Origin of the sequence: Thermovenabulum gondwanense (assembly GCF_001601575.1) — a bacterium.
GTDB classification, from domain to species: domain Bacteria; phylum Bacillota; class Thermosediminibacteria; order Thermosediminibacterales; family Thermosediminibacteraceae; genus Thermovenabulum; species Thermovenabulum gondwanense.
In genome coordinates, this window is sequence record NZ_LOHZ01000023.1 from 33,866 (window position 1) to 48,197 (window position 14,332).

A 14,332-nucleotide genomic window follows, 5' to 3' on the forward strand; every position below is an offset into this window, starting at 1 on the left:
GGTCTCACCTGCCTTCATATTATTTCTGCGCGCCCATTACTTTTTGAATTAGCTCAGGTGATATATCTCCCTCAAATTGTTTATAAACAGGTTGAACTGCTTTTATAAAAAGTTCTTTATCAGGTTTATTAATTTGCATCCCTTTTTTTGCTAATTCATCTTCTAACTTTGCGTTCATATCATCTAATAATTTTCTTTCATAATCCCTTGCTTCAATAGCTGATTCTTTTATTGCATTTTGAATCTCAGGACTTAATTTTTCATAAAAACTTTTACTTATTAACAAAGGAGCAGGGGCATAGAAATGTCCAGTCAATGATAAGTATTTTTGCACCTCATAAAACTTTGACGTTTCAATAATAGGCAAGGGATTTTCCTGCCCATCTATTGTTCCTTGCTGTAAAGCAGTAAATAATTCACCAAAAGCCATTGGTGTAGGATCTGCACCCATTACTTTGAATGTGGCCATATGTACAGGATTTTCCATAGTTCTGATTTTCAAGCCTTTTAGGTCTTCCGGCTTTTCTATAGGTCTTTTGTTGTTTGTCACGTGTCTGAACCCATTTTCAAAATATGTAAGACCTATAATCCCTTGATCTTTTAAACTATCAAGTAATTCAGCGCCTATTGGTCCATCTACTACAGATCTTGCATTTACAGTATCTTTAAAAATAAAAGGTAAATCAAACACTAAAAACTTCTTAGTAAAACTTGAAAGGGGAGCTGTTGAAACGAGAGTCATTTCAAGAGTTCCTAGTTGTAAGCCTTCCACCATATCCCTTTCATTACCTAATTGTGAACTATGAAAAACTTCTACCTTTACTTTGCCATTAGTTTTTTGATTTACTAATTCTGCAAATTTCTCTAAACCTAACTGATAAGGATGAGTAGGCGCTAAAACATGTCCAACTCTTATTGTTATCTGATCATTTCCTCCACTGTTTTGATTATTTTGTGCGTTTTGATTTGAATTTACCTGTTGTTTGCCACCACATCCTGTTACCAATGTTAAAGCAAAAACTAGAATTAAGATAATTGATAAAACTTTTTTATACATAAAGTACCTCCTTTGAAATTTATTAAAAACTATTATTTTTAATAATATTATAAGCAATAATTATGCCATGTGTAATTTTATTTTTTTCAAATAAAAAACCATGAGATTATCCATAACATGTTATAAAATGTTATAATATGTTATAAATTTATTCTTTTATATTGATAAAAATCATGCAGAATTTGTGAGAAATAATTTAGCCCGCATAAGCGGGCTTTTTTCATAGATTATATAATCCTTTTTCTAACAATGCATAATAAAGCCTTTCTTTTTTATTCATGATTTCTCTATACAACTTTACATTATCCTCAATTGGCTCATATACAACCGGATCTTCAGTCACCATATTTGAAAATGCTTCTTCGTAATCTTTATATATACCGAGAGCGGTAAAGGCGATAATAGCAGCACCTAATGAAGATGCTTCACTTTCGGGATATTTTATTACTCTCTTATTAAAAGAATCCGCCTGCATTTGATTAAAAAGTTTAAACTTAGTCAGTCCTCCAGCAACGCTTATAGTATGAATTTTCCCTTTTATATTTTCTATCAATAAAATATTTTTAGCTATTTCAGTGCATATTCCCTCTAAAATTGCTCTTGCTATATCTCCTCTTTTAGTCCCAAGGGTTAAGTTGAATATTACACCTTTTGCCAGTGGATTCCAATAGGGTGCTGCACTACCTTCAAAATGAGGTAAAATGATTATACCATTTGAACCTACAGGAGTATTTTCTATTTCTTCATTTATTGCTTCGAAGATTTCTTGATTATCCTTATTAAACTCGCATAATTGTTCTTTAAACCACCTATATATTGCTCCAGTAGTAAACATCCCAGCTTCTGCAATCCATTTTCCCGGCACTGCTGCAGCACTACACAAGGTCCTAATCTTTTCGTCAAAAACGGGTTCTTCCGAATATGCTATAACAAAAGATCCTGTACCGGTATTTGCTTCCGCAAATCCATCTTTAATCACATTTAGAGCAACTGCAGCACATTGTTGATCACCACCGGCGATTATTACGGGTATTCCTGCTTCCAAACCGGTTAAATTAGAAATTTCATCAGTTAAATTTCCTACAATAGAACCGGGAGGACATAGCTCCGGTAAAATAGATTCTTTTAAACCTGATATCCTTAATATCTCTTCATCCCAAGTAAACTTTCTAATATCCATTAACATTGTCCTTGATGCCTGCGTCCAATCGGTAATATATTTTTTTGTAAGCTGGTAAATAATAAAGTCCTGAACCCCAATAAGTTTATAAGTATTTTTATATATTTCAGGCATCTCTTCTTTAATCCATATCATTTTGGGAAGAGAAAAGTATGGGTCAAGCCTAAGCCCAGTTCTCTTATATAATTCTTCTTTGCCTGTAATTTTTTCTATTTTATCACATACTTTTAAACTCCTTTTATCCTGCCACATTATAGCATTAAATAATGGCATACACTCTTTATCAACTGGAATTACGGATGCTCTCTGAGATGCTACCGCAATAGCTGATATTTCAAGTCCATTATCCTTTATAAAATGCGATACTTCTTCTAAAACAAAAATCAATGCTTTTTGCCACGTGTCGGGATTTTGTTCCACATAATTTAAATGTTTATTATACTCCGGGCAGTACTCTTGTTTTGAAGAAAAAATCATTCTTCCCTTTTGATCAAAAATAATCCCTCTTAAACTTGAAGTTCCTACGTCTATTGAGACAATATAGTGCATATTTTTACCTCCGACCAGATTAAACTAAAACTTTTTTTATAATAACCCCGGTAATACCCCCGAGAATAAACTTAAAATTAATACCATAATAAATCCTACAACACCCGCTATGGTTCCACCAATTGTCCAGGATTGAATTGTTTTATTAATATCAAAATTAGAAAATCTATTAACTACCCAAAATCCCGAATCGTTGGGCAGTGATAAACCAATGCCACCGCAACAAATAGCTAAAGCTACCAGTACAGGAGAAGCACCCAGTTGAGCCACTATTGGCCCTAATATGGACGATGTGGTAACCAATGCTACCGTAGTTGACCCTTGAGCAGCTCTCAATACCTGGCTTAATATGAATGCCAGCACTATAATTGAGATATTCATATGAGATAATATATCAACAAGATATTTCCCTATACCGCTGCTGTTTATCATATTCCCAAAGGATCCTCCCGCACCGGTTATTAGAAGGATCATTCCGGCAGAACCTGCAGCTTTTGCAATAATATTTTCCAGTGAATCTTTAAGATACGGCTTTAATGTTATAATTGCCACAATTACTCCTATTAACAGAGCAATATTTTTCTCTCCAAGAAATCCAAAAACTACATTCGCTATTGATTCTTTTGGAAGAACTATAGACATTACCGTCCCAAATAATATTAGTATAATAGGCAGTAATAAAACGAATATTGAAAGAGCGCCGGATGGTTTTTTATCAGAATTTGTACTTTTTTCCTTCCCAATTTCGCTAATTGCCTCCATTACTTCTTTTTCATCGAAATCATATTTTTTCCCTAGATAAACACCATAAAGCCATCCACCTATTAAAGCAGCCGGTATTGATACGATAATTGCGTATAATGTAAAGATACCCAAATTTACGTTCATATTATTAGCTACCGCTACCGGTCCAGGTGTTGGTATTACAGTAGCATGTGTTACTATCAATCCTACTGCCAAAGCAGTAACATAAGTAATTAGCGACCTTTCGGTTTTTCTTGAAATTTGTTTTATTAATGACATCAAAATTACAAAAGCTGCATCAAAGAATACCGGTATTGATACAAGATATCCCGTCAAGTTTACTGCCAAAGGTGAATTTTTCTCTCCTACAAACCTCAAAAGCGTATTCGCAATTTGTTCAGTTGCCCCCGCTTCTGAAAGTATTTGGCCAAGAATAACACCTAACCCTATAACTATTCCGATTCCCTGTAAGGTATTCCCAAAACCAGAAGTTATTGTAGACGGTATTTTAGATGTGGGCATTCTCACCAAAAATGCTGTTAATAAGGAAGCCAATAAAAGTGAAAGGAAAGGATTAATTTTAAATTTTATAATCGATACCAGCACAAAAATAATTGCCACTAAAAACACAATTAGCAGAGCCGAACCTGTAAGCATCCCAAATCCCCCCGTTGAAATAATTTAAATTACTGAATTTAAAGCTTATTCTAAAATAATATTATTTTACATAATATAACGCCTCCTTCTAATTTTCAGATATTTTTGAGTAAAAAGGGGAATGCTCCCCTTGTTTCAAACACTGTAAAAAATCTTCATGTATTTTTTTACTACATCTTTAACAAAATTAACCTCTAAAAGGGAAATTCTTGATAAATGATAGTTCTTCTCAGAAAGTATATTCCTTAACCTTTCCACCGTGTAGACAGAAATCTCAGTATTTACGTTTATCTTGCATATTCCATTCTTTATGCACTCTTTTAAAGTAACTTCAGGAGTTCCAGACCCTCCATGCAGCACTAAGGGAATATCTACTAAAGATGCTATCTTTTTTAAAATATCTATATTTATCTTGGGTTCACCTTTATACAAACCATGTACCGTCCCGATAGATACTGCTAAAGCGTCCACATTTGTTTCTTTTACAAAAATTTTTGCCTCTTCCGGATTAGTATATATTTCATCGCTATTTTCCTCATTAGAAAAGTCTCCACTGGAAAGAGAGCCTAATTCAGCTTCTACCGAGACTCCTGCAGCATGGGCTATTTTGACGACTTCCTTTGTTCTTTTTATATTTTCCTCCAAAGGCAAAGAAGATCCGTCAAACATAACCGAACAAAAACCGGCCTTGATTGCTCTAACTATATTTTCAAAGGATTTGCAATGATCAAGATGTAATACAATTGGAACTTCCACATCTTCCGAAATAGTATTTACTATACCGCTTACAGTATTAAAATCCATATTTTCCAAATATCGTTCACCGAAAGCAACAATAGCAGGGATTTTTAATTCAACGGCTGACTCTATTACACCTTTAATAGTTTCATAATTATATACATTAAAGGCACCAATTGCGTACTTCCTTTTTTTTGCTTTATTTAAAATTGAAGAAAGACTATATTTCATTTTACTACTCCTTCCAGCCAGGCTTTGAACTCAGGAATCTCCAGTACCGAAGGATTTACTATAAACCTTGCTTTATTTCCCTGGAAAAACCTCAAAATGTCTTCTGCCAATAATTCCGGCGACCTGGTTAAAGCTTCTTTTGTAGTTCCAGCAAGATGGCTTGTCAGTGTAACATTATCAAGTTTTAGAAGCTCACTATCTGAAGGTAACGGCTCTTCCCAGAAAACATCAAGAGCTGCTCCTGCTATCTTTTTAGTTTTCAATGCATTGATAAGAGCTTCCTGGTTTATAAGCCCTGCCCTTGCGGTATTAATGATATATGCGGTAGGTTTCATCAAAGATAGCTCTTTTTCCCCTATAAAATTTTTGTTCTCCTGCGTCAAACGAGCATGCAATGTAATAAAATCGCTTTTTTTGAAAATAGTTTCCTTATCCGCCGGTATGCAGTCTGCAGCATAAATATCTTCCTCATTCACATAAGGATCATATACAAGCCTTTCTACATCAAAACCGGACAATTTCTTAGCTACAAGTCTTCCAATATATCCAAACCCTATAATTCCGACAGTTTTCCCTTTCAATTCCGGAATCCAGTCAGAATTTGGAAATTCTTTTCTCCACATACCATTTTTTATAGCATAATGTGCCCTAGCTATATTCCTGCATTCAGCTAATATCATTCCGATTGCAAAATCCGAAACCGCTTCCGCATTTCTCCCTTCCACATTAAAAACAAGAATCCCTTTTTTTGTAGCCTCTTCTACATTTACATTTTCTACTCCAGCCCGGGAAACACCTATTATTTTCAAATTAGGCATAAAATCCATCGCTTTTTTCGATACCGGCACAAAAAGCCCCAGCAGCATCGAGATTTCTTTACCATGTTCAATTATCAAAGGATCTACTTCCTCGATTTCCGGCCCATTTTTTTCTACAGCCAATCTTCTTTTCTGAAGATTATCCCAGTTCTCCTCCCAATTACCGACATACACTTTATCCACATAGGATGATAAATATTTTTTAAGTGCTGTCTCAAAATCCTTGCCGGGAATCATGGCATCCCCTAAAAGTAAAGTATTGATTTTTGCTACCATGTTTTTTAACCCCCATTTTTCAAATATATTATAATTTTTTCTTGGCCACAGCCAATCTTGATTTATTGACCTTATCTATGGAATCCGGCCCTAATCTTAATACCAGAGCAACGTAAAGAATATCTATTATTGCAAGCTGTATTATTCTTGATACCATAGCATCAGATCGATATTTTGTCTCATTTGTAGAACTCAGAATTACTTTTTCGGATAACTTAGTCAAACTGGAATTTTTATAACTTGTAATAGAAATAACTTTAGTACCGTTTTCTTTTGCAAGTTCCACAGCATCAAGTATCTCCTTACTTTCACCGGAATGAGATATAGCAAATATTAAGTCTGAATTCGTGGTATGAGCTCCAATAATACTCATGATGTGTGAATCGCTGCAGTAATATACATTCAGCCCCAAACGCAAAAATTTATGAAAAGCATCTAATGCTATGGCACTGGAAGCACCTACACCAAAAAAATAAATCCTTCCCGCATTTTTCATCATATTTACTACGTCGTTCAGTAACTCGCCATCAATCAGCCTTTCCAAATCATTAATAGAATTTATAGTAGATTGAATTACTTTATTTTTTATACTTTCTATCGAATCATCAGGTTTAATTTCTTCGTATATAGCCCTTGGAGTTTTATCCGAAAATTCTTGAGCAATTCTTACCCTGAATACCTGATAAGAATCATAACCCATTTTCCTTAAAAATCTCATTATTGTTGTTTCGCTGGTTTCACATTTTTCGGCAAGTTCGCTGATAGACATTAAAACCACTTTATCACCGCTGTTTAAAATAACATCAGCAATTTTTTTCTGGGTAGGTGAAAGTATATTATATTTTGTCCTTATTTCAGCTAATATGCTCAATAGTAAATTTTCTCCTTTCTTTTATATTTGATAGTAATTTTTTTACTATATATATTCTGTAAATATTTTAAAATTCCTCCTTTCCATAAAAAAATTTTCAAAACTAAAAATTCGCTTTAAAAGCGGGCTTTTATCCTGCAATACTCTAAGAAGTTTTGCTTGCAAATATAACGACATATCACCTATTTCATCTAAAAAAATTGTACCTCCATCTGCTAATTCAAATTTGCCAGGTTTGCCTTCTTTTTTTGCTCCAGAAAATGCTCCTCCTTCATAACCAAATAATTCACTTTCTAAAAGTGTCTCGGGAATTGCTGCACAATTTATCGCAATAAAAGGTCCTTTTCTCATTGGGCTTTCAGAGTGAATCGCTCTAGCAAAAAGTTCTTTCCCCGTTCCACTTTCGCCATATATCAAAACCGTGGAAAAACTTTCTGCCGCTCTAATCGCCTGTTGTTTTACATTAACCATTACCTTACTTTCACCAATAATATCCGAAAATCTTACTTCTTTATCATAACTTCCAATTATATTGCTGATAAATTTTCTCATATCACGTCCGTCTTTTACACTTACAATTGCTCCTAAAATATTATCCTTTTCACTTTCTACGATGGGATTTATAGATATATAACAATGAATCATATTCCCATCAACAGTTTGTATATGAAATTCCCGGTCCTTATAAACAATATTATCTTTTATAATTTCCACAATTGGTTCCGATGGAATAACTAAATTAATATTCTTATCTATTATTTTATCCTTGGATATTTTTAAAATTTTTTCTGCTGTTTTATTTATATGAGTGACATTCCCTTCTTTATCTACCGCTATAATGCCCTCATTTACTGAATTCTAATATGTGAAAGTTTTTGAGCAATCATATTCATTTCTTCAGATGCTAACACCTCTAAAACTTTACTTGATATTAACTCGCTCATACCTTTTAAAAATGCTAAATAATCATTTTTGCGTGAGAGCATCATTTCTTTATGTTTTATCGTAAGACCTACAATGCTTATTATGCCTATAGCTTCATTTTTTAGTACAATAGGATAATCAATCTCAGCAGTTTCTGAACATTTCATAAATAAATTGCATTTCCTACATAACTCATGATAACCCGGATTTTCTATAACTATCGGTTGGCATGTTTTAAAAACTATTGATAAACCTGATTATTGTATATTCTATAACTACCTTGATGTTCGGCAGTACCTCCTACAATATTAAAATTTTTGTCCACAACTAAAATTTCCACATCCAAAACAGCAGCTATTGATTTTGCAACGTGTTTTATTGTTTCTTTTACCGGGGGTTTTGTTAACATATTAAACACCACCTATTTCCATAATTATTATTTTCTATTTTACAATATTGGTTTATTTTTTCTATAATGCTTATTTTTTAGAACATATATATACACATATATTGTATCAGCAAGTTAATATATATAAAAAATACCCAGGGCATATTATCCCCAGGCAACTATTTACTCAAAATAATTAAGTCAAATCGTATTTATATATTCCCATTTAAAACGAAGTTAGATATAGCCTTTATCCCCACAGGTATACATTTTTCATTTGGTAAAAATCGGCTTGAGTGTAAGGGTATTTTACTTTCACATCCAAGGAAAAAGTATACTGCAGGAATCCTTTTTGCATAAAATGAAAAATCCTCTGAAATCATAGTAGGTCTAATATCAGTCAAAACATTATTAATCCCTAATATTTCCTTCGAAGTTTCTACAAATTTTTCTGTCATTACTGGATCATTTTTTAATACGTCATAACCTTTAATTATATCTACCTTACAATTTCCATCAAAACTTTTTACTAAATTAGTTATTACTACTGGTAATTTTTCTTTAATATAAACTCTTGTATTTTCACTTAATGTTCTTATAGTCCCATCCATAAATATTTTGGGGCATACAATATTATATCTACCTTCAGATTGAATTGATCCAATAGTCATAATCACATTTTCATAAGGATCTATATATTTAGCCCTGAAAGAACTTATTAAATTAATTACCTGTCCTGCAATAAAAAGAGAATCTATACCATTTTGGGGTTCGGCAGCATGAGAAGATTTTCCCTCAATCAATATTTTTATTCTATCTGAAGCCGCCATTGCATTTCCTAGTATTGTCCCTATTGTACCAACAGGTAAGTCAGGCCATACATGCAACCCTAAAATAGCATCAACATCGTCTAAAACCCCATTTTCAATCATTAATTTAGCTCCACCCTCAGGGCTACATTCTTCAGCAGGTTGAAAAATGAATTTTATATTTAATTTTAAATAATCCTTTAAATTTGATAATAAGTTTGCAACACCCATCACTACAGCACTATGTACATCATGTCCGCAGGCATGCATAACTCCGTCATTTTTTGAAGCAAACTGTGCTCCTGTTTCTTCTTGAATAGGTAAAGCATCGATATCTGCTCTAATTGCTAATGTTTTAACTGCCCCCGGTACTTTTAACAACCCTACAGCACCTGTTTCTGAATACTTAGTTTCAACTGTAATTCCAAGATTTTTAAGAAATTCTACAATTAATCCTGTGGTTTTATATTCCTGGTATCCTAATTCCGGGTTTTGATGAATTTCTTTTCTAAGATTTATTATATTAGGTAATATCTTGTTTAAATTATCTTCTATGATTTTACATTTAATCATTTTTTCAACTCCTAAAAATCTCTGTATCCACTTCCACTCCTAATCCGGGAAGTTCAGGGCATTTTACTTTGCCATCTACAAAATTAAATCCTCTCTTAATTATATCATTTTCATGTAAATCTATGCCAATATATAAATCATGAGGATAGGATAAAACCTTTGAACTTGCAACAAAATGTATGCTTGCAGCTATACCAATTCCTAACTCCAAATTGCTCCCGGCAGTTGCCCTTAATTCAGCAGATTCTATCACATTGCTGATTTTTTTTGCAGGCAAAAGCCCACCTACTTTACCAACTTTTATATTTACTATATCCGCAGCATTATTTGAAACAACATTATACACATCATGGAAATTGGATACTGCCTCATCTGCCATTATCGGAGTCTTTAATTTTTCTCTAAATTTCCTTAATCCTTCTATATCCCATCTTTTAACAGGCTGTTCTATGCTTTCTATATTAAATTTCTCTAATTCTTGAAAAAGTTTTAGAGAGGTTGGATAATCGTATCCTTGATTTGCATCAAGCCTTATTTTAATTCTATCTCCAAAATAATTTCTTATAGTTTCAACCAATTGATAATCTTTCTCGGGTGAATTGCCCACTTTTAATTTTATAACCTTATAACCCATATTAACATAATATTCCGCTTCTTTTACGGCATCTTTTAAATCTTCTTTTATTCCTACTACCCAGGTTAGTTCAATATCATCTCTAACCTTTCCTCCCAACAATTCATAAACACAGGCTTTGGCGGCATAATTACCGTATATGGCTTGATCCATAATTTCGTGTATCTTTTCTATATCGAAAATATTCTGGCGGTTATAATGATCTGTGCTCCTCTAACTGCATATGTCCTGCTTAATTCAGGGAACCTTATATCATAGCACGTCATCAACGCTATTTTCCCAAACTCGGTTGAAAATACCGGCATTTCACTTCCGTTTTTAAAACCTTTATCCTCTCTCATCGCACTATAAAGATGCATTTTCCTGTATTTGCCTATAATTTCACCTTTTTTATCTATGAAAAATATTGTGTTATACGTATTTTCCCCATCAAATTCCGGCAGCGAACCTCCAACTATATATACTCCGCTTTCCTTTGCCAAATTCTTTAGCAATGTAACTGAAGGGCCATCTTCCTTTTCCGCATAATCCATTATATTATCAAAAACCTCTTCCGAATAACCTGTAGTCCACGTTTCAGGTAAAACCAATATATCAGGGTTAAACTTACTTGCTTTTGATATTAATTCCTTTACTTTTTCTCTATTAGCTTCCGGATTTTTATATTCGATAGCAAACTGCAGAATTCCCAACTTAAACATGAATAACCCTCCTATTTTTAGGTTATATAGCCCTGCACGATATTCTCGGCAGGGCTATAGAGTTAAATTAAAACTTATATAAGAAAGCTCTTATTACAACATAAAGTACTGTAAATATGGTTATTAAAATACCATTTTTCATCATGCTCTTTAAATCTTTAGACCTAGCAAGTCCCATCTGTCCGACCATATCACCGGTAGGATATGCGAAAAATGTAATTTGAGACCCGACCAAAAGTACCAAAGCCCATAGATGCATGGGGAAATTAAGCTGATTTACAATCGGTAAAAATAGTTCATGAATAACTTTTTCCTGAGCTACCGCTGCACCCGTTACTCCAAACACACCGACTAAAGTGCTTATAATCATAAACAGTTTCGGTCCACCAACATCTATTAAAGGTTTTTTTTTCAACAGTTTAAATATGCCTTAAATCTTTCGATATATAACCTATAAAATTTTGAAATCATCAAAAGAAAAAAAGAGGCTTAATAGCCTCTTTTTAAGAAAACATTTAAACATTTTCTTATGTGCAGTTCGCATCGCATTTAGCATTAATGCCCATATTGGATACGCTCCTTTAGGAGAAACTACAAAACTAATTACACGCAAACTTTATTTTTTCCAAATAACCCAAAATATATAAAAATGCAAAAGCAGGTATGCGCATAACTGGGACTTTAGCGTCTACAGGTAACTTTCCGTAATCTTCCGCCTTTTTGGTAATTATAAATGATCCGACTGCTTCACTACTATTCTTAGACATTTCTATAATCGCATCGCTTTCCTTAATCACGGGATTTTCTCTATATTTCACCTCAAAAAGAACCTTCCCCTGGGGAAGCTCGACAACGGCATCCACTTCCTTTTGAGTGCCCCCTGTCTTTCTATAATATCCAATCTTCGCCCTTACTCGGTTATAATAAGAAACTAAGTGCTTATAAACCGTGGTTTCAACCATTATTCCCATCTCTTCCGGTTCAAACAGCACATTATCAAGCATTAAAACTGCGCTTCTTATCGCAGCGTCAGCAATATAAATTTTTGGTTTTGCTTTTAATATTTGCTTTCCGTCAAGGCTAACCGGATAACTAATATATATAAGATTCGCTCTTTCTAAATACTCTATATAATTAGATAAAGTTGCTGAAGGTATATTGTCAAGCTCCTTGCTCATAGTAGATATATTTATTATATTTGATGAATTAAAGCAAAGATATAAAAATACCTTTTCCAATACCGAAGCATTGCGAATATTAAATAAGGATGGTATATCCCGCTTCAAAACTTTATCAACTACATCCTCCCTCAAAATCCTTTGAGCAAAAAAATCATCTTTGGACAAAGCTAATTCAGGGAATCCTCCAACAATTAAATAACGATTGAAATACCTTTGCAGCGGAGAAACAGCATTCATAATATTATTTATCTCATACTTGCTTAGCCTATTTAATTCTAATATGTCATTTACAATCTCGGTAAGCTTACTCTCAATATTTAAAAGTTCACAATACTCATAAAAAGAAAGCGTGGGAACATGAAGGACGGTCCACCTTCCTACACCGCTTTCACTGGCACCTTGAACCAATACAGGGCTTGCAGAACCTGTCGCAACAACTCTCCAATTAGGTTTTGTGTCATAATATACCTTTAACCAATTCCCCCAGTCTGGAGCATATTGAATCTCGTCAAAAAATAGATAAGCATCTTCAGATGATGATATATTTGTTTCATAAATTTCAATTATATCGTCTAAACTACAAAACTTTAAAAGCGGATGATCAAAGGAAATATATATTATTTTTCTTGGTTCGATCCCTTTTTTCAATAATGTTTCTATAATTTGATAAAGTATCGTAGTCTTCCCTACGCGCCTCGCCCCCGAAAGAATTACAAACCGCCTTAATTCGGGATGTACAAACATCTTCATAGCTTCATAATATGCTATCCTTTTTACAGGCTTTACAAAATCTCCGGGTATCTTTCCATTTCGCCACCACGGGTTATATGAGTAAAGCAATTTAAGTATGTTATCAGGAGTTACAATAGCCAATATTATGCACCTCCTATATATATATTATAACCGTATTTATAATTTTTACAATAAAAATATAAAATATACTTATCATTTTTTTACTTATTTTATAAAATATATTTTATATATTTGCTAAAATGTAGCCTTTAATGTTGCAGCTTATAAAAATTTTTAACTATTTATGTGAAAGAGGTTTAGCAAAAGATGCACCTACTCCAAGTAAAAGCAGGGGCATTAAGTCCAACACGAATGTCAATAACTTATTTTATGGTATTTCTTTGCTTTTTTTAAGTTTTATCTACACTCATAGTAGCAATATTTATTATATTTGATGAATTAAAGCAAAGATATATCTTTCTAACTAATTACCGTAAATCACGTTAATTATAATCAATTTTAACGAAAATAAAATAGTATAAATCAGACTATATGTAATGGTTATTATATTATTGATAAAAACAGTCAATTTGCATATAATAATATTAGTCAAAATTGGAGGTGTGATTGATGAGAGTAACCTCATCTGAATTTAAAATGCGAGCAGGTAAGTATTTGAAGCTTGTCGAAAAAGAACCTATTATAATCACCAAAAATGGCAAAGAAATAGCCAAACTCATCCCAATAAATCAAAAAAATAAAACCGATTTTTTATATGGACTCCTAAAAAATTTCAAAGATAAAGATCTCACTATAAAGCAGATCCGAAATGAAAGGATAAAAAAATATGAAAATAATGATTGACACAAATTTAGTCCTCGACCTTCTGTTAAAAAGAAAGCCTTTCGATGAGGCAGCCTATAAAATTTTTAAATTATCCGAAGAAGAAAAAATAGAGGCTTTCATAGCCTCTTTTGCCATTACCGATATTTATTACTTTTTAAGAAAAGAACTCTCTCATGAAATTTGTATAGAAGCAATAAACACCTTAATGGAAATTGCAAAGCCGGTAAGCATCGCAAAAAAAGACATAGAAAAAGCGCTTAGATTTTCAGAGTTCAACGACCTTGAAGATGCGCTTCAGTTACAGTGTGCAAAAAAAATAAAAGCCGATTATATAGTAACAAGAGATGAAAGATTTTTAAAACTAACTAATAAAGCAATAACTCCCGATGAGTTTTTAAAACTATATGAAAAATAGCCCGCGTA

16 protein-coding genes are annotated in these 14,332 nt (G+C 33.1%); 2 read left to right on the forward strand and 14 right to left on the reverse strand.

Annotated elements, in window-relative coordinates:
- Positions 1 to 19 precede the first annotated feature (19 nt).
- The 14 genes from ATZ99_RS03640 to ATZ99_RS03700 form a co-directional block, all read right to left on the reverse strand.
- Complete coding sequence (locus ATZ99_RS03640) at positions 20 to 1,057, reverse strand: TRAP transporter substrate-binding protein (protein WP_068747886.1); 1,038 nt, start codon at positions 1,055 to 1,057, stop codon at positions 20 to 22.
- Between the two features lie 220 nt (positions 1,058 to 1,277).
- Positions 1,278 to 2,786, reverse strand: a complete 1,509-nt coding sequence (locus tag ATZ99_RS03645; RefSeq protein WP_068747887.1) for an FGGY-family carbohydrate kinase — start codon at positions 2,784 to 2,786, stop codon at positions 1,278 to 1,280.
- A 36-nt stretch (positions 2,787 to 2,822) separates the two neighbouring features.
- Entirely contained in the window at positions 2,823 to 4,187 is a 1,365-nt protein-coding gene (locus ATZ99_RS03650) for a GntP family permease (protein ID WP_068747888.1), read from the reverse strand.
- Between the two features lie 135 nt (positions 4,188 to 4,322).
- Positions 4,323 to 5,156: a class II fructose-bisphosphate aldolase gene (locus ATZ99_RS03655; protein ID WP_068747889.1), complete on the reverse strand. Its 834-nt coding sequence runs from the start codon at positions 5,154 to 5,156 to the stop codon at positions 4,323 to 4,325.
- On the reverse strand, positions 5,153 to 6,250 hold the full coding sequence (locus tag ATZ99_RS03660; RefSeq protein WP_068747890.1) for a 2-hydroxyacid dehydrogenase: 1,098 nt from the start codon (positions 6,248 to 6,250) through the stop codon (positions 5,153 to 5,155). Before ATZ99_RS03660 ends, ATZ99_RS03655 begins: the two co-directional genes overlap by 4 nt.
- A gap of 28 nt (positions 6,251 to 6,278) precedes the next feature.
- Positions 6,279 to 7,121, reverse strand: a complete 843-nt coding sequence (locus ATZ99_RS03665) for a MurR/RpiR family transcriptional regulator (RefSeq protein WP_068747891.1) — start codon at positions 7,119 to 7,121, stop codon at positions 6,279 to 6,281.
- 45 nt (positions 7,122 to 7,166) lie between these two features.
- The gene (locus ATZ99_RS12190) at positions 7,167 to 7,961 is read right to left on the reverse strand and encodes a sigma 54-interacting transcriptional regulator (protein WP_342669106.1); all 795 of its coding nucleotides are present in this window, start codon (positions 7,959 to 7,961) and stop codon (positions 7,167 to 7,169) included.
- An 8-nt stretch (positions 7,962 to 7,969) separates the two neighbouring features.
- A complete protein-coding gene (locus ATZ99_RS03675) occupies positions 7,970 to 8,212 on the reverse strand; it encodes a hypothetical protein (RefSeq protein ID WP_068747893.1) in 243 nt (80 codons plus the stop codon).
- 74 nt (positions 8,213 to 8,286) lie between these two features.
- On the reverse strand, positions 8,287 to 8,454 hold the full coding sequence (locus ATZ99_RS11795; RefSeq protein ID WP_157074700.1) for a hypothetical protein: 168 nt from the start codon (positions 8,452 to 8,454) through the stop codon (positions 8,287 to 8,289).
- A gap of 191 nt (positions 8,455 to 8,645) precedes the next feature.
- Complete coding sequence (locus ATZ99_RS03680; protein ID WP_068747894.1) at positions 8,646 to 9,815, reverse strand: M20 metallopeptidase family protein; 1,170 nt, start codon at positions 9,813 to 9,815, stop codon at positions 8,646 to 8,648.
- Positions 9,816 to 9,819: 4 nt separating this feature from the next.
- Positions 9,820 to 10,602: a mandelate racemase/muconate lactonizing enzyme family protein gene (locus tag ATZ99_RS03685; RefSeq protein WP_068747895.1), complete on the reverse strand. Its 783-nt coding sequence runs from the start codon at positions 10,600 to 10,602 to the stop codon at positions 9,820 to 9,822.
- Positions 10,603 to 10,619: 17 nt separating this feature from the next.
- Positions 10,620 to 11,150 carry a nitrilase-related carbon-nitrogen hydrolase gene (locus ATZ99_RS03690; RefSeq protein ID WP_068747896.1) on the reverse strand — a complete coding sequence of 177 codons (531 nt, stop codon included), beginning with the start codon at positions 11,148 to 11,150 and terminating at the stop codon, positions 10,620 to 10,622.
- 67 nt (positions 11,151 to 11,217) lie between these two features.
- On the reverse strand, positions 11,218 to 11,520 hold the full coding sequence (locus ATZ99_RS03695) for a hypothetical protein (protein ID WP_068747897.1): 303 nt from the start codon (positions 11,518 to 11,520) through the stop codon (positions 11,218 to 11,220).
- Positions 11,521 to 11,749: 229 nt separating this feature from the next.
- Positions 11,750 to 13,204 carry an ATP-binding protein gene (locus ATZ99_RS03700; protein WP_068747898.1) on the reverse strand — a complete coding sequence of 485 codons (1,455 nt, stop codon included), beginning with the start codon at positions 13,202 to 13,204 and terminating at the stop codon, positions 11,750 to 11,752.
- A 489-nt stretch (positions 13,205 to 13,693) separates the two neighbouring features.
- On the opposite strand from ATZ99_RS03700, the gene ATZ99_RS03705 reads away from it, so the two are divergent.
- Positions 13,694 to 13,927: a type II toxin-antitoxin system Phd/YefM family antitoxin gene (locus tag ATZ99_RS03705; RefSeq protein ID WP_068747899.1), complete on the forward strand. Its 234-nt coding sequence runs from the start codon at positions 13,694 to 13,696 to the stop codon at positions 13,925 to 13,927.
- A complete protein-coding gene (locus ATZ99_RS03710; RefSeq protein WP_068747900.1) occupies positions 13,911 to 14,324 on the forward strand; it encodes a putative toxin-antitoxin system toxin component, PIN family in 414 nt (137 codons plus the stop codon). The genes ATZ99_RS03705 and ATZ99_RS03710 overlap by 17 nt, the downstream gene beginning before the upstream one ends.
- Positions 14,325 to 14,332: the final 8 nt, after the last annotated feature.

Excerpts from the sequence above, each read along its gene's own strand:
- ATZ99_RS03640 (WP_068747886.1), bottom strand. The coding sequence starts at position 1,057 with ATGTATAAAAAAGTTTTATCAATTATCTTAATTCTAGTTTTTGCTTTA.
- ATZ99_RS03645 (WP_068747887.1), bottom strand. The coding sequence starts at position 2,786 with ATGCACTATATTGTCTCAATAGACGTAGGAACTTCAAGTTTAAGAGGG.
- ATZ99_RS03650 (WP_068747888.1), bottom strand. The coding sequence starts at position 4,187 with ATGCTTACAGGTTCGGCTCTGCTAATTGTGTTTTTAGTGGCAATTATT.
- ATZ99_RS03655 (WP_068747889.1), bottom strand. The coding sequence starts at position 5,156 with ATGAAATATAGTCTTTCTTCAATTTTAAATAAAGCAAAAAAAAGGAAG.
- ATZ99_RS03660 (WP_068747890.1), bottom strand. The coding sequence starts at position 6,250 with ATGGTAGCAAAAATCAATACTTTACTTTTAGGGGATGCCATGATTCCC.
- ATZ99_RS03675 (WP_068747893.1), bottom strand. The coding sequence starts at position 8,212 with ATGAAATGTTCAGAAACTGCTGAGATTGATTATCCTATTGTACTAAAA.
- ATZ99_RS11795 (WP_157074700.1), bottom strand. The coding sequence starts at position 8,454 with ATGTTAACAAAACCCCCGGTAAAAGAAACAATAAAACACGTTGCAAAA.
- ATZ99_RS03680 (WP_068747894.1), bottom strand. The coding sequence starts at position 9,815 with ATGATTAAATGTAAAATCATAGAAGATAATTTAAACAAGATATTACCT.
- ATZ99_RS03685 (WP_068747895.1), bottom strand. The coding sequence starts at position 10,602 with ATGGATCAAGCCATATACGGTAATTATGCCGCCAAAGCCTGTGTTTAT.
- ATZ99_RS03690 (WP_068747896.1), bottom strand. The coding sequence starts at position 11,150 with ATGTTTAAGTTGGGAATTCTGCAGTTTGCTATCGAATATAAAAATCCG.
- ATZ99_RS03695 (WP_068747897.1), bottom strand. The coding sequence starts at position 11,520 with ATGATTATAAGCACTTTAGTCGGTGTGTTTGGAGTAACGGGTGCAGCG.
- ATZ99_RS03705 (WP_068747899.1), top strand. The coding sequence starts at position 13,694 with ATGAGAGTAACCTCATCTGAATTTAAAATGCGAGCAGGTAAGTATTTG.
- ATZ99_RS03710 (WP_068747900.1), top strand. The coding sequence starts at position 13,911 with ATGAAAATAATGATTGACACAAATTTAGTCCTCGACCTTCTGTTAAAA.